Consider the following 20960-nt stretch of genomic DNA (forward strand, 5'->3'; position numbering starts at 1 on the left):
ATATGGTTATACCAGGTGGCAAACCTGCCACACGAATTCAAACACCCCGCTCTGGCGATAATCCGAAAATTAACGAGAAATGAGCGGTGCGTGCATTTCCCCATTACCGACGTTGATATTCAGCAACGCCCCCAGGCGTTTGCCGATCAGCTCAATATCAAAAGCGGCGGCAGAGACGGGATTAAATTCAAAAATAGACTGTTGTAATGCATTGGCCTCCGGCACGCTTTCATCGCGGTTCACGACGCCGGTCAACCTGTCGCCGAGGCGCTGCTGCATAAAGGCGGTGACATCGCGGCTGATTTGACGGCGATTATCGATCTGATTAAGCACGAAGTAGTGACCCGCCCGTTGATTCAGCACGCCACCGATCATTTTTTCATTTTCAATCTGCGGCAACAGGGCGAGAGAAGCGGTATCTGCCAGCATCAACACTAAATGCACATCGGCAAGCGCCGCCATCGCTTTCATGGCCGGGCCAGGTCCTGGCGGAAAATCGGCAATAATAACCAGACCGGGATAGTTGAGAACCGCGTGCAAACCCCGGGTAATAAAGTTAGCGTCTTCCGATAAATTTTTTTCAAAATCAAGGCGCTGATCCTCTGTCACCTCACCGTATGGCATGACAAAAATATTGCCATCGGTGGTGAGAATGGACTGGCTCCAGTCAGAGGATTGCGCAGATGTCGCCACAAAACCACGGCCGTCTGACAGCGGCACGCCAAAGTGCAGGCGCAAAGCATTCTGCACATCAAAATCAATAGCCAGCACTTTGCTGCCGTCACGAGCGAGCGCATAGGCCAGGTTGGCCACCAGCGTGGTTTTACCCACCCCGCCTTTAGGAGAGCAGACACAAACTAACGACATAGGGCAATTTTCTCCAGCAGGGGTTTTAACAACGTCTCTTTCGCCATAGCATCCGATGCCGACGCGGCCGGTGAACGGAATAACTGTCTGTAGGCAGGTTTTATCTGCGTGGCAGGCATCTCTGCACCCGTTGCCGCTGCGGGCATCGCAGAGACAGGGTGTGATAGCGGCACCGACTCCAGCTGCTTCAAGAGAGTCAAATTAGATACGGTGGCTTTCTGCGCCACGGGCGGTAACGTTTCAGTACGCGCGACCGCAGAAGTGGTTTCAGGCGGTGGCATGGAAACAGCAATACTGTCCAGCAGCGATGCCCCGGTGATTTTTGCCGCCGTCGGTGAATTGCTGCCCGCCATCGCGGTTTTCTTATCGCGCTTCGGAGCCATAAAAGCGTCAGGCCCCACCGCCTGCGGTACGCCAATTCGCTGGCCGATATGCCACTCAGAGTCGGCATTTTCATTCATCAGCTGCTTAATCACCACCCAGCGGGTGTCGTTGGCATGAAACAGTTGCTCAGACATATCTTTAAAATCAATATTCTTTGCTTTTATTTTTTCTTTAAAACGATGCAGGTCATCATAGCTTTTCATTAGTATGATCGCCTAAGTTTTGAAATTACTCCCCAATGTAACACATTATCGGAATAACCGTAATATAACATGAGATTATTCTTATAAAATGAGTAAAATCTCATACCAATGTTTATTACAAATATGTAACTCGCGGTAATTTATTTAACTAAAACAGGTAATTTTAGACAATGCAAGGAAATAAATAAGACGCAACTCTCTATTTATTTATCATGGGCTTATTGATGATTCAGCATGTTTTCATTCTGATTTCTTTGCTATTTCACGGACTGAAAACCATCGAATATAATCAGGATCTGCCAGTCTATCTTTAATGCGGGGGTTACCACAGGGTTAGAATGATGACGGTTTCTTAAAAATTATCGCGGGAGAGATCAAGTAAGCATTAAAAGCGGCGGCAGACGATAATCAAAGCCGCGCTTTACCCATGAGGTCGAAGATAAGCAACGCAGACTGCCGAAACGTCTGATAAACAGGGGGCAACCCGTGCCCCCTGTTCTGTTCAGGACAGTCGGCCTTCATCCTGCTCGACGGCAAAACAGGCAATCTGCTGCCCACTAAAGTTTTGCAGCTTAGGTTGCAGCTGTACGCAGGTACCAAATCGACGGCGGCAGCGTGCGTTAAACGCGCAGCCCGGCGGTGGATTGAGCGGACTCGGCAGCTCGCCGGTCAGTTTGATGCGCTCGCGGCGTTCATCCGGGTTAAGGCGAGGGGTCGCTGACAGCAACGCCTGTGTATAAGGGTGGCGCGGATTGGCAAAAATCGCCTCCTTGCTGCCCTTTTCCACACAGCGACCCAGATACATCACCATCACTTCATCGGCGATATGCTCCACGACCGACAGATCGTGAGAGATAAAGATGTAGGACAGGCCGAGTTCCTGTTGCAGATCCATCATCAGATTCAGCACCTGCGCACGCACCGAAACGTCGAGTGCCGATACCGGCTCATCGGCAATCAGCACGTCCGGGTCGAGCATTAACCCGCGCGCGATGGCAATACGCTGCCGCTGTCCGCCGGAGAACATATGCGGATAGCGGTCGTAATGCTCGGTTTTCAAACCCACCTTTGCCATCATCTCCAGCGTTTTCTCCCGGCGTTCGGCACGCGTCAGGCTGGTATTAATCACCAAAGGCTCTTCCAGGATCTGGCTGACCTTTTTGCGTGGATTCAGCGAACCGTACGGATTTTGGAAGACGATCTGAATTTTCTGACGGCGCAGTTTCTCGGCCTGCGGATCGGGCTGTAGCAGATCCTGGCCCTGATAAAACAGCTGACCTTCGGTCGGGGTTTCAATCATGGTCAACAGGCGGCCCAGCGTGGATTTCCCGCAGCCGGACTCCCCCACCACCGCCAGCGTTTTACCCCGTTCCAGGTCGAACGAGATGCCATCGAGCGCTTTGACCAGCTGCTGTTGGCCAAACAGCCCTTTTTTCACCGGATAGTGCTTTTTCAGGTCGATGGCCTGCATCAGCAGGGTCGATTTATCATGTTCAGGCTTCATAACAGGGCCTCCCGGCATCGTCCAGAGGGAAATGACATTTGGACTGACGCCCGGCCATATCACGCAGAGGGGGTTCTTCACTACGGCAGCGTGCTTTCGCATACGGGCAGCGAGGATTGAGCAGGCAGCCGTTCGGACGGTCATACTTGCCGGGCACCACGCCAGGCAATGATGCCAGACGCGCTTTATCAGCAGCGAACTCTGGCAGTGCACGCAGCAGCGCCTGGGTATACGGGTGGCGCGGGGCCTTGAAAATATCCAGCGCGTTACCGGTTTCCACCACCTGGCCGGCGTACATCACAATAATATGCTGTGCGGCTTCTGCCACTAGCGCCAGGTCATGGGTGATCAGGATCAGCGCCATATTTTCCTGGCGTTGCAGGTCGAGCAGCAGCTCAATGATCTGCGCCTGGATGGTCACATCCAGCGCGGTGGTCGGCTCATCGGCAATCAGCAGCTTTGGCCGACAGGCAATGGCCATCGCGATCATCACGCGCTGACTCATCCCGCCAGAAAGCTGATGTGGGTAGACCTCCAGTCGGGAAGCCGGGTCTGGGATGCCCACCTGCTCAAGCAGATCGATAGCGCGCTGGCGACGGGTGCGACGATTGCCACCCTGATGCACCTTTATGGCTTCCATAATCTGGTAACCCACGGTGTAACAGGGGTTGAGGCTGGTCATCGGGTCCTGGAAAATCATCGCCACTTCCGAACCCACCAGCTGGCGACGCTCTTTTTCGGAAACGCGTTGCAGGTCACGCTGATCAAATACCAGCTGTTCCGCCATCACCTTACCGGGATAGTCAATCAGCCCCATGATCGCCAGTGAGCTCACGGACTTACCGGAGCCAGACTCTCCAACAATACCCACCACCTGGCCCTGTTCGACCCGGTAGCTGATACGGTCCACGGCGCGGAACGGTGCATTTTCATCACCGAAATGCACCGAAAGCTTATCTACAGTTAATAGTGCCATCTCGCTGCCTACTGTTTGAGTTTCGGATCCAGAGCGTCGCGTAAACCGTCGCCCATCAGGTTAAATGCCAGTACCGTCAGCAGAATCGCCACCCCAGGAAAGGTGACCACCCACCAGGCGCTTTGCGCAAACTGCAATACGTCGGAGAGCATGGTGCCCCACTCCGGCGTAGGCGGCTGCGCGCCCATACCCAGGAAACCCAGCGCGGCCATATCAAGGATGGCGTTGGAAAAACCGAGAGATGCCTGCACGATCAGCGGTGCCAGGCAGTTTGGTAAAATATTGACGAACATCTGGCGCAGCATGCCGGCTCCCGCCACGCGCGATGCCGTGACGTAATCCCGCGTGACTTCGACCAGCACCGCAGCGCGGGTCAGACGGATATAGTGCGGCAGTGCGACAAAGGTCAATGCCAGCGAGGCATTAACAATCGACGGGCCAAAAATAGCCACCAGCACCAGCGCCAGTAACAGGCTTGGCAGCGCCAGCATGATATCCACCAAACGCATAATGGCAGCGTCAACCGCGCCGCCGACGTAACCGGCGATCAGGCCAAAAATCACCCCCATCACCAGCGACAGCACCACCACCAGACAGCCAACCAGTAACGACAGGCGCGCACCGTACATCAGGCGCGACAGCACATCACGACCGACATCATCAGTGCCCAAGACATACTGCCAGCTGCCGCCCTCCTGCCAGGCGGGCGGATGCAGCAGCGCGTCGCGGAACTGCTCTGCGGGCGCATGCGGGGCCAGCACGTTGGCAAAAAGGGCGATTAAGATCATCAAAACCACGTAAACCAGGCCGATAACGGCGCCTTTGTTACGCTTAAAATAGTGCCAGAATTCCTGTAACGGGGTCATCGGCTTGGGTGCAGCGTTGATGCTGCCTGGTTCCATAACAGACATATTGGCCCCTTATTTCTTATGACGGATGCGCGGATTCACCACGCCGTAAAGCAGGTCAACCAGCAGATTGACGAGAATAATCAGCGTCGCCACCATCAGCACCCCGCCCTGAACCACCGGATAGTCGCGGCGCTGGAGTGCATCGATTAACCAGCGCCCGAGGCCCGGCCAGGAGAAGATGGTTTCGGTGAGGATGGCTCCGGCCAGCAGCGTACCGACCTGCAATCCGATCACCGTAACCACCGGCAGCATGGCATTGCGCAATGCATGCACCACGATAACCCGCATTGGCGTCAACCCTTTGGCGCGTGCGGTACGGATATAGTCTTCACCCAGCACTTCCAGCATCGCCGAGCGCGTCATGCGCACAATCACCGCCAGCGGAATGGTTCCCAGCACGATGGCCGGCAGGATCATATGCATCACCGCATCTTTGAAATCGCCGGGTTCGCCCCAAATCAGCGTGTCGATCAGCATAAAGCCGGTTAGCGGCTGACTGTCATCCAGAAATACGGTGTCGGCGATACGCCCGGAGACCGGGGTCAGATTGAGCTGCACCGATACCAGCATGATCAGCATCATGCCCCACCAGAAAATTGGCATTGAGTAGCCGGTCAGGGAGATGCCCACGGCGGTGTGGTCAAAAATGGAGCCGCGTTTGACCGCCGCCAGCACGCCTGCCGGAATACCAACGGCGATGGCAAACAGCATCGCGCAGAAGCCCAGTTCCAGCGTGGCCTTAAAGCGCGGGACAAATTCGTCCCACACCGGCACACGGCTCTTCAGCGACAGGCCCAGATCACCATGCATGACGCCATTGATATAGGTGATGTACTGCTGCCAGAGGGGTTTATCGAGGCCGAGCTGGGCCATCAGCTGGGCGTGGCGTTCGGCGGAGATACCGCGTTCGCCGACCATAATCATCACCGGGTCACCGGGGATCATATGCACAAACGCGAATGTTAACAGGGTGATACCAATAAACGTCGGGATGACAAGTCCCAGGCGTCGGAGTATGAATTGCAGCATATTCCGGATTCTCTTCTGTTTCCTGCCAGCCGTAACCGACAGGATTATTATTGCTCACATCTTGCGCGCGGTGATACCCGTGGGTATGTCCCCGCTCGCGACGCAAATAATGCGCCTTGACGACCGTTTTGCTCACTGGCAAGAAGGGCCGGATATTCCCGGCCCTTTGAAAAAGTGTCTGGCCGTTTTCACACGGCCAACACCTTATTCCCTGATATCGACATTCTCGAAGTGGTGTTTACTTAAGGGATCGACCACGTAGCCAGTGACCTTTGTGCTGACCGGCTCGTACACCGTCGAGTGGGCGATAATCAGCGCAGGCACCTGATCGTGCATCATGACCTGAGCCTGCCTGTAATATTCAATACGCTTGTTGTGATCGGCCTCGGCGCGTGCCGGTTGGATCAGATCTTCAAACGGCTTATAGCACCAGCGTGAATAGTTCGATCCGTCTTTCGCCGCTGCACAGCTAAACAGGGTGGCGAAGAAGTTATCCGGGTCGCCGTTGTCTCCGGTCCAGCCCATCATCACGGTCTGGTGTTCACCGGCTTTGGCACGCTTCAGGTATTCACCCCATTCGTAGGTGACGATTTTGGCCTTCACGCCAATCTTCGCCCAGTCGCTCTGGATCATTTCGGCCATACGGCGCGCATTCGGGTTATACGGACGCTGTACCGGCATCGCCCACAGATCGATAGTAAAGCCATCCGCCATACCCGCTTCTTTCAGCAACGCTTTGGCTTTTTCCGGGTCGTAAGGGTAATCCTGAATCGTGTCGTTATAGCTCCAGATGGTTGGCGGAATGAGGTTTTTCGCCGTCTGGCCCGCACCCTGATAAACCGCTGTGATAATCGCCTTTTTGTTTACCGACATCGTCAGCGCCTGGCGCACCTTCAGATTATCCAGCGGTTTCTTCTCGGTGTTGAACGCCAGGTAACCGACGTTCAGGCCTGGTATCTGCATCAGGTTGATATTTTTATCTTCCTTCATGCGCGCCAGATCCGCCGGATTCGGGTACGGCATCACCTGGCATTCGCCTTTTTGCATTTTGGCGTAGCGCACAGAGGCATCAGGCGTGATGGAGAACACCAGACGGTCTATCTTCGGTTTGTTGCCCCAGTAGTCCGGGTTGGCTTTGTACAGGATGCGCGAATCTTTCTGGTACTGCATCAGCTGGAACGGGCCGGTGCCGACCGGATTCAGATCCAGCTTCTCCGGCGTACCGGCTTTCAGCATATTATCGGCATATTCAGCGGAGAGAATCGACGCGAAGTCCATACCAAGGTCAGCAAGGAACGGCGACTCCGGGCGGTTCAGCTCGAAACGAACGGTGGAATCATCGACTTTAACAATTTTGCTAATCAGTTTAGGCATATCCATGCCTTCAAAGTACTCGTAGCTGCCGCCGGAAACCCCGTGATATTTATTGTTCTTATCCAGCTGGCGCTCGAACGAGAACACCACGTCGTCGGCGTTGACATTGCGCGTAGGTTTAAAATCTTTGGTGGTCTGCCACTTCACGCCCTGGCGCAGATGGAAAGTATAGGTTTTGCCATCGGCGCTAACATCCCATTTCTCCGCCAGACCTGGCTCAATTTCAGTGGTGCCAATTTTAAATTCAACCAGGCGATTGTAGATCGGCACTGAACTGGCGTCATAAGTGGTGCCCGAAGTAAACAGCTGCGGGTTAAAACCTTCTGGAGAACCTTCAGAACAGTAAACCAACGTTTTTGCCTGAACGCCTGTGGCAATCATCAATGCAATGGCGCTGAGACCCACTTTCAGCATCCCGTAGTTAGCCAGGGGAATACGCATATTTAGACTCCAGTAGTGATGTGTGATGTGTGTTGTACGCCGGCCGATAATTTTTTTGGGTGGCCTGTGCGTGGTGCCTTACGGCTACAGTTAAGGTGTAAGAAAGGTGAAGCCCGTCGGCAGGGCAGCATTAAAAAGAGATCATGACCTTTACCTGAAGGCTAAATTTGTCAACAGATTCAGAAAAGGTCAATCAAAAAGGCGGGATGACGTGCATTTAATGTGAATAATATCATCAAATAAAAAAATACTTAATCTCCATTAAGCAGCTTAAAATTTTATTTATAATCCTTAATATAAGTTTATCAGCCAATGTCTTGCCATTAACACAGCACATAACTCTACAAAAAAAGTCTCATATTGCAGGTAAATAAACGCTTAAAACATCATAGGACGATCTTTAGTTCTGCATTTCCAGTTAAAAATAGTGCAATGCTGATATAAGCAGTCAGCCATAAACGGCTTTCAGCTATAAGAAAAATGCAGCGCGAAATAAGTGTTCGATCTCTGTCTGCGTCCGCTATGCATACAGAATTTCCGCCATATTCTGCCCCGCAAGCCGTGCCGGGGCATGTATCATCGGTGGACGTGACGTATTGGTACTCAGAAATGCCAGGTAAGATCGGCACCCACGCTGTTGGTCTGCCGCTTTTCAGCAAGTTGTCCTGACCAGTTGAGGGCCACCGACAGGCTTTTCCCCTCCTGCATGCCAACGCCGAGTTTCATGACCACACCGTCGCGCGACGCGACCGGACTAGTCACCGTAAACGCATTCCCGGTGTTAAAGCGCAGCGTCGTTTCTCCGGCCGTTGGATTATAGCGGTGCTGCCAGCCGGTTTCTGCAAAGACACTGGCATTCAGATCGCGACCCATCTGCCAACGGGTGCCGGTTCGCAGACCTGCTTCAGAAACCAGGGCATGGCTTTCTTCCTTCCCGGCGTTCAGTGCCGCTGCGCCGCCGCTTTCTGCAAAGCCTTCACGAGCCAGACTGCTGTAACTCAGACCAACAAAAGGCTCCAGCGTGGTCGGGCCGCTTAGCAGGTTATAGCCGCCATCGGCGAACAGCTGTGCGGATCGCGCACCGTAGTGGGCGCTATCGCTATCGTGCTGATTACCGAAGTTAACCTGACGGTCCGTGCTAATACGGTGCCACCCAAGCGCACCACCGCCACGCAGCGTTATGGCACCGACCGTGCGGCTACCGTAACCGGCCAGCCAGCCGTTATCACTATTGGCACTGCCAGCGCTGTTGCCATTCAGCGCTGTACGCGTGTAGCCTGCCGCCGCGCCCAGCCGTGCGCCATTGCCAATCGCCCGATCTGCACCGAATATCACGCCATATACCGAGTCGCTGTAGCTGTATGTGCCGCTATCTCCCTGCGCGTGCCCCCAGCTTCCCAACATACGCCCCCAGATCCCCTCATCGTCACTGCTGATATCTGGCGATGTGACTTCCCCCTGCGCCTGACGCAGCCGATCGTTAAGCGTATCCCGCACCTGCCAGCCCTCATCCAGCAGCGCACTGCTGATATCGGCATGGCGCTGCCCCGTCAGTGAACGGAAAGCTGCCTGCGCCTCGGCTGCCGTGGTGCTGGCGAGAATCGATTCGCGCAGCGAATTACCCGCCGGAAGAGAGTCAACGGCAGTGGCCACCGCCCGGGGATTACCGGCATCGGCAACTGAGGCGAACGATGTGTCGTTGCGTCCGGTTGTCAGGGTAACGCTATCGTTATCGTAGGCAAGACGGGTACCGAGGAAGAGGAAATCAGGAGACACGCTGTTGAATCGACCATTAACCCCCTGTTCTGCTGACATAATCTGGAACGTTTTTCCCGTCAGGCTCTCCACCTGCGGCATCGTCAGCAGGTTAGTGGTATTTTCCGCCAACACGGCGACATCCCCCCCATTTAGCAAGATCTTTCCGCCTGAGCGCAGCCGGTCACTGCGGCCATCAGGAGCAACCTCAACGGCGAGATGTGAACCGGGTTGAAAGGTGATATCCCCGTCCGAAGTCAGCGTACCCAACGAATTGCCAGGTGCAACGATCCCCCCTTTACGCACATTAACCGAGCCGGTGTGGCCATTACCGGCCAGGATCCCGCTATCCTGTACCGTGACATCAGAGGTGACAGAACCATTTACCGCAAGGCGACCCTCTTTGACCCAGGTACTTCCGCTATAGGTGCTATTACCGCTCAGAATCAGCGTACCCGCCCCGGTTTTGGTCAAACTGCCGACGAATGTTTTATTGGTAAGCGGATCTCTGCCGTAGTCAGACAACAGCTGCTGCTTTGCCGCTATCACTTTTCTCACTACGTCGACCTGATCCTGATCGAGTTCTAGCGGCTGGTTTGATGATGGATCGTCTATCTTGCCCTGCCGTAAAGCGACGTTCAATTCATCCAACTGTGCCTGCTCAAATTGCCTGCGGGCTACCGTTGCCGTATCGGAGATATTATTGGACCAGGTATCGGTTACCGCTGCCGGCATGCTGACGGCCAGGTTACCCAATAATTGTCCAGGGCCATTCATTGCTTTAGCGACATCAATCAGCCCCCAGCCCGTAATGGCGTTGGGGGTTCCGGTGCTGCCAGCAATAATCTTCGTCAGATAACCATAGGTATGCTGAGCCGAATGATGGTCATAAATGGCGTAGTCGCTGATAGCCCGCCGGGTATCAATGCCCGGTGCTACGACCATCTCCTTCGCGGTGGTCAGTAATACGCTCAGAGCCTGGTCATTTGACAGATAAGGAAAACGCTGCATCACCAGCGCCAGTGGGCCGGAGGCATAAGGTGCGCTGGCTGAAGTGCCATTGAAATAGGGGTTATACCCGCCACCTGGCTTGGTTGTCAGTGCCGCCGTCGGTGCCATCAGACACCAGTAACGCGCCACGCCGCACTGGTTATAGACCTGCTCGCCATGCGGCGAATAGCCGCTTACCGCCAGCCAGCTTGTCTCCAGGTCGGGACGGTACCAGGGCAGTGCCGCCATCATATCCGGGTTCTTTTGCGGGTCGTTGGAGGCGGAAATCACTTCAACGTAGTGATATTTTTCAGCGGCTTCTGCGGTGGCATCAAGCCAGGTCTTTTCACCGGCGGCACTACGCTTGTTAAATAAGGTGTAAGCGTTAATCATCTGGGCCGTATTATCAGTAAGATTTTCTCTGTCAATATTGGAATTCTGCCCCCAGCTCTGATTCACCATGCGTACACCACTGTTACCAAGCGCCGCGAATGCGGCAGTAAAATAGTTATAATCCAGCGTGTTGGAACCCTGCTCCCTGTTGTCATCCGTGCCGTTAGTGTTGGCAACATAGAGCTGCGATGCAAAAGCGATTCCCTGCATGCCTTTCCCATTGCGGGATGCGGCAATAGCACCCGATACCTCGGTGCCGTGGGAATCATTTATCGTAGGATCGTAATTCCCCTTCACTAAAAACGGGTCTCCTTTACTGACCGGGATCTTACTGTTGGATGTATTGGTATAAAACTGATAACCGTTATCCGCATAATTCCCTAATGTGATAACGGTATGTATTCGTGGATCGTTAAATTCTGGATGGGTGGTGTCGATACCTGAATCCAGTACCCCTATCCGAACGCCCTCACCGGTTATCCCCTGGCTGTATGCCGCCTCCGCATGCATGGCATTAGCAGGCCAGCCAGCCCTAAATTCGGCATCCTTGCGCCAGGATATCAACGCGGCAGGACGATCGTTGGTGAATGCGCCAGAAGCCATAAGCCAGGGGGGCTGGCCACAGAGCGCATAGCCTGAATAGATCACAAATGAAAACGTGATGAGTCGTAGCGGCTTATTTTTAGCGAAGTGAGCTGTCTTTATCAGAGTGCAGTGATTCATTTTCATAATATATACCCGGCAAATGGAAGCAATAATTATAAAAAATAGATTCAGATCTGAAATAAACGCCTAACATCGTATGCCGCGCAGCTATTTATGGGGTAATAGTCTTTTTATATAGCTATTTAATTAATTAATAGCGACTCATTTAATCGACAGGGATAGCGCCAATGAATAACCTCAAAAGGGTAAATTTAATATCCTTCAGTGCGTTGTCATAAATAAAAAATGGAGCCTTCCTGTTAATTACTTAAGCATATTGCTTCTTTCTATTCCCGTTTCCCCCCCTGTGACGTGGAGAAGTCAAACCCCGGTCATCGTGAACCGGGGGCAGAAGTGAAATAAGTCAGCAGACGTGAGCGCGCCAGGCGTTACGGAATGGCACACCAGTTATTCGACGGGTTAATCCCCCCATCTGGCGACGTGTAGCCGAGGCAGCCTAAGATTGTGTCAAACAGTTCAACATGGCGGTGAGTTTTACCCGCACGTTGCTGTGCCTGTAGCTGCTCAAAAGCACGCTTATTTTGCCCATCGGCAAGATACTTATCTGACGCCCAAACCATCATCGGTACACGGAACTGCTCAGGCGGTGCCATATTGCGCGGCGTACCGTGCAGGTGCATATTGTCGCTGATCGATTCGCCATGATCGGCGGCATAAAACACAATAGCCTTCTTATCACGCAGCTGGTCAAACACGCTATCCAGCATGGTGTCGATATACAGAATAGAGTTGTCGTAAGCGTTGATCAGCATCTCTTTACTACAGGTATCGTCTACGCCCATGCACTCAGGCTGATAGCGGGCAAACTCGCGTGGATAACGCTGTGAATAGAGATAGTGCGAACCTTTGGTGTGCAGTATCACCAAATGTTTACCTTTGGCATGGTCATCGATCGACGATTTCAGTTCCGGTATCAGCAGCATATCGTCTACCGATTTACCCTGATTACGCTGCTCTGAACCAATCTGCTCGCGGAAGGCGTAACTGTCCGCATCGGTATTGTTATAGAACCAAACCTCGCTCTGCATCGCGTACAGATCGGAGCTGAAGCCCAGCTCCTTCAGCACCGCAAACACGTTCTGCTCTTTAAGCGTACGGGCCGGATTATCATCCGTTCCCCCCTCGCGCACAAACATACAGCGCAACGAGAGCTTGGTGGAGGTATCACACGACTCACCACGGAACGCCACCAGATTCTTCTCTTGCGCCAGCTTCGGCGTGGTATCGCGTTTGTAGCCGAGCAGGCCAATATGATCCCAGCGCGTGGTTTCACCGATCACGAACACCACATAGGTATCATCGATTCCGGCTGGCGCGTGATAAGTAAATTTTTTCGCCGGATCGAGCAGGTTACCGCTATCCATATGTTCGTCGTAACTGGTGTAGGCAAACAGCCCCAGCGCCGACAGCCAGTTAGACGGCAAATAGGAGTGTGCCACCACCCCGCCATAGCTTGGCAGGTCGACATTGGTCTGCTTCTCGTTGGCGCTTTGTGTCTTGTCGAAATAACGGATAGGTAGCCAGACCAGCAGCACGGCCAGCAGTAGCGCAAACAGCGGTTTGATACGCTGCCCCGGCGTTTTCATCTGTTCCAGCAGCGTCATAGGCAGGCGGCTGCGCCAGATGGCGACCAGCGGGAGAAGGCTGATCAGCACCATCCACAGCACAAAGTGGTAACCCACCACCTCTTTCGACAGGTCGGTATCCGTGGTCATTACCGAGGCAATAATGCCGTAGCCGATGACAACATTAAAGAAGGTCATGTAGTAGCTGGCTGCGACGGAGATCACCACCAGCAGGCTGACGGATACGCGCCAGAACAGTTTTCCACCCAGTGACAACAGCCGCAGGAGAAAGAAAGTCAACAGCACCACTGCTACCACTTCAGCCAACGCGGATAGCCATTGCATCATTGCAAACTTAGCGAGGAAGGGGTCAAAGCGGCGATAGAACACCGGTATGTTGAGGAACAGTCCGATATAGAGGGCCAACAGCAGCGACAGCTTTTGCTGGGTACACATTTTAATATAATTCATTCAACCTTAATCCTGACCTAATCTGAACAATTGCTAAACACCATCTGAACGCTAATCAGACCCTGGCTGTGCGTCAGAGTTCACCAGCACAAACGTTTAACCTCAAGAAGGGGTACAACCAGGAGGGAGGCGAGATGACGTTGCAGTAGGGCCAGTTAAACATACTTACGCCTGCACGTCTGTGCTGATAACAGACCACAGGAGCAAATTAGCGATTTATCGTAGAAATGGCGGAATTTTCTGATTAAAACAGGGGAAGTGACAGCAGCCGGGTCAGACAGCCCCGGCTGTATAAGGTAAGGTTGGCTTAGTTGATGATATTCAGCGTCACGTCGATATTGCCACGGGTGGCATTAGAGTAAGGACAGACGATATGTGCCGCGTCCACCAGCTTCTGTGCTTCGGCACTGTCCATGCCCGGCAGATGAATATTCAGCGTAGCTTCAATACCAAACCCGGTAGGTAACGGCCCAATGCCAACTTCACCTGCAATAAAGGCGTCTTTTGGCATGGTGAATTTATCGCGACCGGCAACAAACTTCATCGCGCCGAGGAAGCAGGCCGAATAACCGGCAGCAAACAGCTGCTCCGGGTTGGTCGCTTCGCCACCTGCACCGCCCATCTCTTTCGGTACGCCCAGTTTGATGTCCAGTACGCCGTCTGAGGAAGTCGCACGGCCGTCACGTCCACCGGTGGCTTTTGCTTTTGCGGTATAAACAACTTTTTCTAATGACATAGTGAAGTTCCTTAGTGTGTTTGCTTGCGATTTAATCGCGCGCTATTTATAAGACTATTTACGGCATTTCCCCGGTGTTAGCACACTTAACCATTTAGGTTATCGCGTAGCATTTCAAGCTCGCTTTTCAGCGATTGCAGCTCTGTCAGTTCACAGGCCGAGGCACGGCAGACGGATGCGGGCAGATCCAGCGCCTGCTTGCGCAATGTCCTTCCCTGTTCTGTCAATGTCACCACCACCTGACGTTCATCTTTACGCGAACGATGACGGTTTAACAGGCCTGCCGAGTCAAGGCGTTTCAATAATGGCGTCAACGTGGCTGAATCGAGGTACAGCCGCGTGCCGATCTCAGATACCGTGACATCATCCTGCTCCCACAACACCATCATCACCAGATATTGCGGGTAGGTGATGCCAAGCGGGGCCAGCAACTGCCGATACAACTTATGCAGCGCCAGATTGGCAGAATAAAGCGCGAAGCACAGCTGCTGGTCAAGCAGCAGTGGCGCATTCATCACTTTTTTATCGTCTTTATCGATCATCATGCTAAGATGATAGGTAGTGCACTATATAATAGCAAGCTATTTCTATTATTCGAGGGGTGAGAGAGCATGCAGACTGTGGAAGAACGAGCGCGTCGCTATGCCAGTAAAGCTCATGCCGAAGCCGGACAGCGCCGAAAATTCACTGACGAGCCTTATATCGTGCATCCCGCAGCGGTAGTGGAGCTGGTTCGCAGCATCAGCCACAATGAAGATATGCTGGCTGCGGCGTGGCTGCATGACACTGTCGAAGATACGGCAAGCACCCTTGACGATATTCGTCGTCACTTTGGTGACAATATTGCCAGCCTGGTTGATATGCTCACCAATCGCGGTGACGCAGCAGGTCAGAGCCGCGTGGCGCGCAAAGTCGCCCATTTTCAGCACTCACAGCGCGCCAATCCGCAGGCGCAGACGATCAAACTGGCTGATATTATCGACAATACGCGTTCAATTATTCAGTACGACCCCCAGTTTGCCCGGGTTTATCTGGTTGAAAAACGTGTGCAGATCGCACTGCTCACGGCGGGAAACGCTGCACTGTGGCAGCAGGCTGAACGGATTATTGAGCAGGGCATACGGCAGCTGGAGCAACCACCGCACAATATCCCGGCAGGCTGGTTTAAGCGCCAGGAAGCGAAGTATCGTTAGTCCGGCCAACAGCAGCACGGCGCATCCATTACATGTTCGTTAAGGTTTCTGTCGGTCGCGGTCATGTATAATTTCACAAACTTAACTGCTATCTGAAGGAATTATGCCTAATACTTATCTTATTCTTGCTATATCAATCTGTGCCGAAACGCTTGCCACAACCATGATGAAAGCGTCAGAGGGATTTACCCGACTGATCCCCAGTATTTTTGTTGTGATTGGCTATGCCATTTCATTTTATGGTCTGTCACAGGTTGTGAAAACCATGAACATCGGGATCGCCTATGCCATCTGGGCAGGAATGGGAATATTTCTGGTTTCCATCATGTCATTCTTCATCTATAAACAACGACTCGACTTTCCAGCCATTGCCGGAATGCTGTGCATCGCCGCTGGCATTGTTATTATTCAAATGTTTTCAAAATCTGTCGCTCACTAAGCGAAAAACAGAAGTTGAACTTTGCGCGCGAATCATCATCGCTGGCCCGTGAATAAACTGAAGGTAGCCGTCGCGCAGGCTAAATCTGTGGCGGGAGATATTCCGGCCAATGTGCAGCAGTCCGTTAGCCTGATCGAGCGGGCGGCAGAATTGGGGGCCAAAGTGGTCTTGCTGCCGGAGAAATTTCTCAGTGGCTATGAACCCACATTAATCAAAGCTGACCCCGCCCGCTATGCCATCAGCGCTAACGACGAGCGTCTGAAGCCGATCACGACTCCCCCCTTCACCCTGTCCCCCCACGACAACATCATGTCCGTTTTTGACCTTCTTTATCTCTTCTGCCCCGGCGATGATAGGGTTAACCCCAATCAGGCAGGAGTCCGAAAATGACCGATAGCGTGCTGTTAATCATTGATGCCCAGCAATCCTTCTACCATCGTGGCTACCTCGATACGCCCGAAACCCCGGCCTTTGAGCAGGCGCTAAGCAAGCTGGCAGACGGCTGCCAGGCCAGAGGTATTCCGGTCGTGGATATTCTGCATATAGAAAACGAAGGGGCTTTTGCTGCCGGTTCCGGTCTGGTGAAACGTTTGCCCTTCCTACAGCATCAGGCGGCGGCGACCTTTCGCAAAACCGTGCATAATGCCCTGACCGAATCCGGTCTACAGCAGTGGCTGGAACAGCGCCAGGTGAAGCATGTCATTATTAGCGGCCTGCGCTCGGAGCAGTGCTGTGAAACCACGGCCCGCGTGGCGTCCGATTTTGGCTATCGCGTAACCTATGTGACCGAAGCCACGCTGACGTTTCCGCTCACCCATAACGGTATTACCTTGAGCATCGCCGATTTACGCCACCGTACCGAAAGCGTGCTAATCGACCGTTTCGCCGCTATTCGTCGCGTTGAGGACTGCCTACAGGAGCTGACATAATATGACTATTCCGGTGTGGTTTATCACCCTGCCCGGCGTTATGGCGCTGGATCTGACCGGCCCGGCGGAAACGTTTAAGCTGGCGGGTAATGCCTTTTCTCTGCGCTATATCGGGCCGGATGAAAGCGTTCTGACCTCTACCGGGATGTACATCAGCCGTATCGAACCCCTGCCGGAAACGTTGCCCGCCGGAAGTCTGTTAGTGATACCAGGCGTCAGCGACTCCAGCCTGTGGTTTGACACCCCGCAAGCGCTGGCGGCGCGCAACTGGCTACTGCGCATTCAGCCGATGATCCATGCACGCCAGCTCACGCTGGTGTGTATCTGTTCCGGTTCACTGCTGGCCGCCAGGGCCGGGCTGTTGCACGGCGTGCAGTGCACCACCCACCACGAGGTCATATCTCGCCTGAAGGCAGCAGAACCCCGTGCGATCATCAAAGAAAACCGCATTTTCGTCGAAGATCGCGATATCTGGACCAGCGCCGGGATCACCGCCGGTATCGATCTGTCCCTACATCTGATCGGCCACCTGTGCGGATCTCAGGTGGCGCTGAATATCGCGCGCGAAATGGTGGTCTTTTTCCGCCGTTCGGGGGAAGACCCACAGCTGTCTCCCTGGTTGCGCTATCGTAACCATGTCCACCCTGCCATCCATCGGGCTCAAGATATGATGACGCAGCACCCGGAGCAGCCGTGGTCACTGGAGAAAATTGCCTCGCATGCCCATGTTAGCGCACGCCATCTTACGCGCCTCTTTCGCCAGCATCTGGGGATCAGCGTGCGTGATTACCATCAACAGCTGCGTCTGGCCATTGCCCGGCAGCGGCTCCAGCAAGGTGAAGGCAGTGAAAGAGCGGCGCTGTCAGCCGGGTTCTCTTCCTCACGCCAGCTACGCCGCGCCCTGGAGCGCTGGCAGGCGTGATTTTTTCCGGGCGCAGCCGCAAGAGGCTTTTGTCATCGGTTTTATAACGTTGATTTTCTGTGCTACGGTTACAGGTAACATTGTCACTATCTGTTTCAGATTAAGGATAAGGTTTGCACCGTAACAAAGATAAAAAATCCAACTGGTTACACCTTGGCGCTGGTGCCTTTCACCGCGCACACCAGAGCTGGTACCTGAACCAACTCCACCAGCAGGGAGACAACAGCTGGACACTTTCCCTCGCCAATATTCGCAATAGCAGCACGCAAAAAACGCTGCAACAGCTGGCCAAACAGCAGGGCCGCTACACGCTGGAAATCATCTCTCCCGAAGGCGAAATCGTCTATCAACCGATTGAAGCCGTTGAAAACGTCATCCTGTGGGACGAAGGCCTGAAATCGCTGGTCGACGTGGGTGCCAGTGCAGACACGAAAATTATCTCGTTTACCGTCACCGAGGGGGGTTACTTCCTTGACGATGATGGCGAACTTGACCTGACACACCCGGCGATCCAGTCCGATCTCGCCGAGCAGCAGGAAACCGGCACGCTGTACGGGGCGCTGGTGAAAATTCTGCGTGAACGTATGCGCAAGCAAACCGGCCCGGTGACTTTGCTTAACTGCGATAACCTGCGTGATAACGGCGACAGCGTGGCACGCGGGTTATCACAGTTTGTCAAAGCGAAGGACGATCCGCAGCTGCTGGCGTGGATAGAGCAGAATACCTCCGCCCCTAACGGCATGGTTGACCGCATCACGCCAAAATTTGATGCCGCGCTGTTTGATCGGTTAGCTGAACAGGGTATCGACAACGATGGTGCGCCACTCACTTGCGAAGCCTTCTCGCAGTGGGTACTGGAAGATAAGTTTATTGCCGGTCGCCCGGCGCTGGAAAAGGCCGGTGTGGAGTTTGTTAGCAGCGTTACGCCGTTTGAAGAAGCCAAAATACGCGTCCTGAACGCCAGCCACAGCGGTATTGCCTGGGCCGGTGCGTTACTGGGTAAAAAGTATATTGACCAGAGTCTGCAACCGATTACCAAACGGTGGATGTGCGATTATGTGCTACAGGATGTCGCGGCGGCGTTACAGCCTTGCGATATCGATCTGGCGCATTACGGCGAAACCACGCTAAACCGATTCAGTAACAAATGGGTACGCGATACCACGCAGCGCGTCTCTTCGGACAGTATCGCCAAGCTACAGCAATTTATCGCGCCCACGCTGAAAGCCCGTTACAAACAGGGCGCAACACCGGCGGCAACGCTTATTCTGCCTGCCCTGTGGTTCCGCTTTATGCAGCAGCGTCATGAAGGAACGCTGCCGTTTGATTATGAAGACCGTGCGCTGGATGAGGTGCCATTCGCAGACATCTTCAACGCCGACGACCCACTTCTGGCGTTTACTCAACAGAAGAAATTATTTGGCTCGCTGGCTGGCCGCCCTGAATTGTATCGCGATCTTGCCGCAGCAGTGCATAACGTCGATAAAGGCCTGCAACAGATGCGAGAGAGTGCATGAAAAATCTGCTGATTGTGGCCGCCACCATTGCCCTGGCGCTGTTGTCGATCATCTTCCTTACCCCGTGGCCGGTATGGTTGGGAACCCTGGCAGCTTGGGTCACCACCGGTTCCTTCTGCCTTCAGGTCATGCATATCGTTAAAAATAAGGATACCAGCGGACTCTCTCTGGGGATGTGGGCCGCGCTATTTTTTGGGGTTTCCTGCTGGACGTGGTACGGCCACCGCATGCACGATGTTCCGGTGATGGCCGCTAACGGTATCACCGCAATACTGGCCCTGACGGTAATTATCCTCAAACTGTGGCACGAGCGCCCGACGCGTAACCCAAACCCTCGTAGGCTGGTGCGTACGCCGGGAGTGATCCTCAATCCACGCATCAGTCGTCTGCGTCCGCTGGTGACGCCGGGAATGCGCCGCCGGGATAAAAAACGTCAGCTAACCAAATGATATTTATCGATGCGTTTCAGTCCGGTCGCCAGTAGCAGACTGCCCAGCAGAGTAAGAGTAAACACCAGCGGGATATCCAGCAGAGGATGTTGGGTGTTATCCAGCCGATGGGTGCGCATAAAGTGGATAAACAGCGCATGGAAGCCGTAGATCGGTAACGAATAGCGTGAAATCAGCGCAAATAACGGATTAACGCGCTGGTTAAGGGTATTTTTGAACAGCACCAGCAGACTGACGGCGGCAATAAACACCGCCGGGCCGCAATAGAGATACCAGGTATCGGCAAAGGCCCCGTTTATCGCAAACTGTCGCTTAGTGCCGAATGCGATCAAACCGACACAGAGTACAAAACTTCCCCCAGCCAGCCCGCTAACGCCGCGCTTCTGCGTATCCATCATCCCTATCGCCCGCCCCATCAGCGCATATAGCAGGTAGTAAATCGTATCGCCGCTGATATACAGATTCACCGGCAGCCAGTGAAAACGGGCGATGGAACCGTCGACGGTATTAGGATTGGCGAGGATCGCCAGCACCAGCGTCACCGCCGCCAGATAGCCAGCGCGCACCAGTTTGACCTGAATTAAGGGCGAAAACAGATAGATAACGATAATCGCAAAAAAGAACCACAGGTGATAGAACACCGGTTTTTGCAGCAAATGTCTGACGGAGATCGCCTCGTTAATCGGCGTTAACAGCGTGATGTAGAGCAGCGCTACCGCGCTGTAAAACAGCAGGCACAGTACAATGCGCAGGAAATGCCGCTTCTGTACGCTGCGCTCGCCAAAGAATAAGAAGCCAGAAATCATAAAGAAAAGCGGTACGCAAACGCGTGAGGCGGAATTCAGCAGGTTGGAGAGATCCCAGCTGCGCTCGCCTACCGCCATACCGGTCGTGACATACCAGGTGGTGGTGTGGATCATAATCACCATCAGACAGGCGACGGCGCGTAAGTTCTCTACCCAGGCGATTTTGTGCGACATCTCATCCTCTTCATCCGATTAAACCTGCCTCAAGGCAAAATTCAGGGTAGCCAGTCGGTCAGCCTTCAACAAGTCGTAAACGCGAAATTAGGAGCAGGATGAAGACGCGTGGTGCCACGCTGAAACTTAGAGATGCGCCGCCAGCCATTTTGCGCAGCAGGCCGCAACTGCAGATACCATTTTGGTAATCCCCCCGGTCAAAGGGT

18 protein-coding genes and 1 pseudogene are annotated in these 20960 nt (G+C 53.7%); 7 read left to right on the plus strand and 12 right to left on the minus strand.

The genetic code is table 11. The features are described 5' to 3' along the window. Window positions 1-69: 69 nt before the first annotated feature. From bcsQ to EPIR_RS17380, 11 genes are all read right to left on the minus strand, one after another. A complete protein-coding gene (gene bcsQ / locus EPIR_RS17330) occupies window positions 70-867 on the minus strand; it encodes a cellulose biosynthesis protein BcsQ (RefSeq protein WP_023656791.1) in 798 nt (265 codons plus the stop codon). Beyond that, window positions 858-1454 (minus strand): cellulose biosynthesis protein BcsO, encoded by a 597-nt coding sequence (bcsO, locus tag EPIR_RS17335; RefSeq protein ID WP_023656792.1) that lies wholly within the window; start codon window positions 1452-1454, stop codon window positions 858-860. Before bcsO ends, bcsQ begins: the two co-directional genes overlap by 10 nt. A 502-nt stretch (window positions 1455-1956) precedes the next feature. After that, a complete protein-coding gene (gene dppF, locus EPIR_RS17340; protein WP_023656794.1) occupies window positions 1957-2958 on the minus strand; it encodes a dipeptide ABC transporter ATP-binding subunit DppF in 1002 nt (333 codons plus the stop codon). Further along, the gene (dppD, locus tag EPIR_RS17345; RefSeq protein WP_023656795.1) at window positions 2948-3934 is read right to left on the minus strand and encodes a dipeptide ABC transporter ATP-binding protein; all 987 of its coding nucleotides are present in this window, start codon (window positions 3932-3934) and stop codon (window positions 2948-2950) included. The genes dppF and dppD overlap by 11 nt, the downstream gene beginning before the upstream one ends. Before the next feature lie 8 nt (window positions 3935-3942). Then, window positions 3943-4845, minus strand: coding sequence for a dipeptide ABC transporter permease DppC (gene dppC / locus EPIR_RS17350; RefSeq protein WP_023656796.1), 903 nt, complete (start codon window positions 4843-4845; stop codon window positions 3943-3945). Window positions 4846-4854: 9 nt separating this feature from the next. Then, window positions 4855-5874, minus strand: a complete 1020-nt coding sequence (dppB, locus tag EPIR_RS17355) for a dipeptide ABC transporter permease DppB (RefSeq protein WP_023656797.1) — start codon at window positions 5872-5874, stop codon at window positions 4855-4857. Window positions 5875-6078: 204 nt separating this feature from the next. Beyond that, window positions 6079-7689 (minus strand): dipeptide ABC transporter periplasmic-binding protein DppA, encoded by a 1611-nt coding sequence (gene dppA, locus EPIR_RS17360; protein WP_023656798.1) that lies wholly within the window; start codon window positions 7687-7689, stop codon window positions 6079-6081. A gap of 603 nt (window positions 7690-8292) precedes the next feature. Next, window positions 8293-11556 (minus strand): autotransporter domain-containing protein, encoded by a 3264-nt coding sequence (locus EPIR_RS17365; protein ID WP_023656799.1) that lies wholly within the window; start codon window positions 11554-11556, stop codon window positions 8293-8295. A gap of 365 nt (window positions 11557-11921) precedes the next feature. Then, entirely contained in the window at window positions 11922-13589 is a 1668-nt protein-coding gene (gene eptB, locus EPIR_RS17370; RefSeq protein ID WP_023656801.1) for a kdo(2)-lipid A phosphoethanolamine 7''-transferase, read from the minus strand. A 307-nt stretch (window positions 13590-13896) separates the two neighbouring features. Continuing rightward, window positions 13897-14325, minus strand: coding sequence for an organic hydroperoxide resistance protein (locus EPIR_RS17375; protein WP_023656802.1), 429 nt, complete (start codon window positions 14323-14325; stop codon window positions 13897-13899). A gap of 86 nt (window positions 14326-14411) precedes the next feature. Next, entirely contained in the window at window positions 14412-14870 is a 459-nt protein-coding gene (locus EPIR_RS17380) for a MarR family winged helix-turn-helix transcriptional regulator (protein ID WP_023656803.1), read from the minus strand. 66 nt (window positions 14871-14936) lie between these two features. Between EPIR_RS17380 and EPIR_RS17385 the strand changes: the two genes are divergently transcribed. From EPIR_RS17385 to EPIR_RS17415, 7 genes and pseudogenes are all read left to right on the plus strand, one after another. After that, entirely contained in the window at window positions 14937-15518 is a 582-nt protein-coding gene (locus EPIR_RS17385; RefSeq protein ID WP_023656804.1) for an HD domain-containing protein, read from the plus strand. A 103-nt stretch (window positions 15519-15621) separates the two neighbouring features. Further along, complete coding sequence (locus EPIR_RS17390) at window positions 15622-15957, plus strand: DMT family transporter (protein ID WP_023656805.1); 336 nt, start codon at window positions 15622-15624, stop codon at window positions 15955-15957. A 21-nt stretch (window positions 15958-15978) separates the two neighbouring features. Continuing rightward, window positions 15979-16227: pseudogene (locus tag EPIR_RS18490) on the plus strand (nitrilase-related carbon-nitrogen hydrolase); the annotation flags it as partial. Between the two features lie 116 nt (window positions 16228-16343). Next, window positions 16344-16886, plus strand: a complete 543-nt coding sequence (locus EPIR_RS17400) for an isochorismatase family protein (RefSeq protein ID WP_023656807.1) — start codon at window positions 16344-16346, stop codon at window positions 16884-16886. Window position 16887: 1 nt separating this feature from the next. Beyond that, window positions 16888-17808: a GlxA family transcriptional regulator gene (locus EPIR_RS17405; RefSeq protein ID WP_023656808.1), complete on the plus strand. Its 921-nt coding sequence runs from the start codon at window positions 16888-16890 to the stop codon at window positions 17806-17808. Between the two features lie 113 nt (window positions 17809-17921). Beyond that, window positions 17922-19325: a D-arabinitol 4-dehydrogenase gene (gene dalD, locus EPIR_RS17410; protein ID WP_023656809.1), complete on the plus strand. Its 1404-nt coding sequence runs from the start codon at window positions 17922-17924 to the stop codon at window positions 19323-19325. Further along, complete coding sequence (locus tag EPIR_RS17415; protein ID WP_023656810.1) at window positions 19322-19774, plus strand: SemiSWEET family sugar transporter; 453 nt, start codon at window positions 19322-19324, stop codon at window positions 19772-19774. The genes dalD and EPIR_RS17415 overlap by 4 nt, the downstream gene beginning before the upstream one ends. Here EPIR_RS17415 and EPIR_RS17420 read toward each other — a convergent pair. Beyond that, window positions 19759-20754: an acyltransferase gene (locus tag EPIR_RS17420; RefSeq protein WP_023656811.1), complete on the minus strand. Its 996-nt coding sequence runs from the start codon at window positions 20752-20754 to the stop codon at window positions 19759-19761. The two genes, EPIR_RS17415 and EPIR_RS17420, sit on opposite strands and share 16 nt — an antisense overlap. Window positions 20755-20960 lie beyond the last annotated feature (206 nt).

Source organism: Erwinia piriflorinigrans CFBP 5888 (assembly GCF_001050515.1).
Classification (GTDB): Bacteria; Pseudomonadota; Gammaproteobacteria; order Enterobacterales; family Enterobacteriaceae; genus Erwinia; species Erwinia piriflorinigrans.

Coding starts and splice junctions, on each gene's coding strand:
- bcsQ (WP_023656791.1), bottom strand. CDS start 867: ATGTCGTTAGTTTGTGTCTGCTCTCCTAAAGGCGGGGTGGGTAAAACC.
- bcsO (WP_023656792.1), bottom strand. CDS start 1,454: ATGAAAAGCTATGATGACCTGCATCGTTTTAAAGAAAAAATAAAAGCA.
- dppF (WP_023656794.1), bottom strand. CDS start 2,958: ATGAAGCCTGAACATGATAAATCGACCCTGCTGATGCAGGCCATCGAC.
- dppD (WP_023656795.1), bottom strand. CDS start 3,934: ATGGCACTATTAACTGTAGATAAGCTTTCGGTGCATTTCGGTGATGAA.
- dppC (WP_023656796.1), bottom strand. CDS start 4,845: ATGTCTGTTATGGAACCAGGCAGCATCAACGCTGCACCCAAGCCGATG.
- dppB (WP_023656797.1), bottom strand. CDS start 5,874: ATGCTGCAATTCATACTCCGACGCCTGGGACTTGTCATCCCGACGTTT.
- dppA (WP_023656798.1), bottom strand. CDS start 7,689: ATGCGTATTCCCCTGGCTAACTACGGGATGCTGAAAGTGGGTCTCAGC.
- EPIR_RS17365 (WP_023656799.1), bottom strand. CDS start 11,556: ATGAAAATGAATCACTGCACTCTGATAAAGACAGCTCACTTCGCTAAA.
- eptB (WP_023656801.1), bottom strand. CDS start 13,589: ATGAATTATATTAAAATGTGTACCCAGCAAAAGCTGTCGCTGCTGTTG.
- EPIR_RS17375 (WP_023656802.1), bottom strand. CDS start 14,325: ATGTCATTAGAAAAAGTTGTTTATACCGCAAAAGCAAAAGCCACCGGT.
- EPIR_RS17380 (WP_023656803.1), bottom strand. CDS start 14,870: ATGATGATCGATAAAGACGATAAAAAAGTGATGAATGCGCCACTGCTG.
- EPIR_RS17385 (WP_023656804.1), top strand. CDS start 14,937: ATGCAGACTGTGGAAGAACGAGCGCGTCGCTATGCCAGTAAAGCTCAT.
- EPIR_RS17390 (WP_023656805.1), top strand. CDS start 15,622: ATGCCTAATACTTATCTTATTCTTGCTATATCAATCTGTGCCGAAACG.
- EPIR_RS17400 (WP_023656807.1), top strand. CDS start 16,344: ATGACCGATAGCGTGCTGTTAATCATTGATGCCCAGCAATCCTTCTAC.
- EPIR_RS17405 (WP_023656808.1), top strand. CDS start 16,888: ATGACTATTCCGGTGTGGTTTATCACCCTGCCCGGCGTTATGGCGCTG.
- EPIR_RS17415 (WP_023656810.1), top strand. CDS start 19,322: ATGAAAAATCTGCTGATTGTGGCCGCCACCATTGCCCTGGCGCTGTTG.
- EPIR_RS17420 (WP_023656811.1), bottom strand. CDS start 20,754: ATGTCGCACAAAATCGCCTGGGTAGAGAACTTACGCGCCGTCGCCTGT.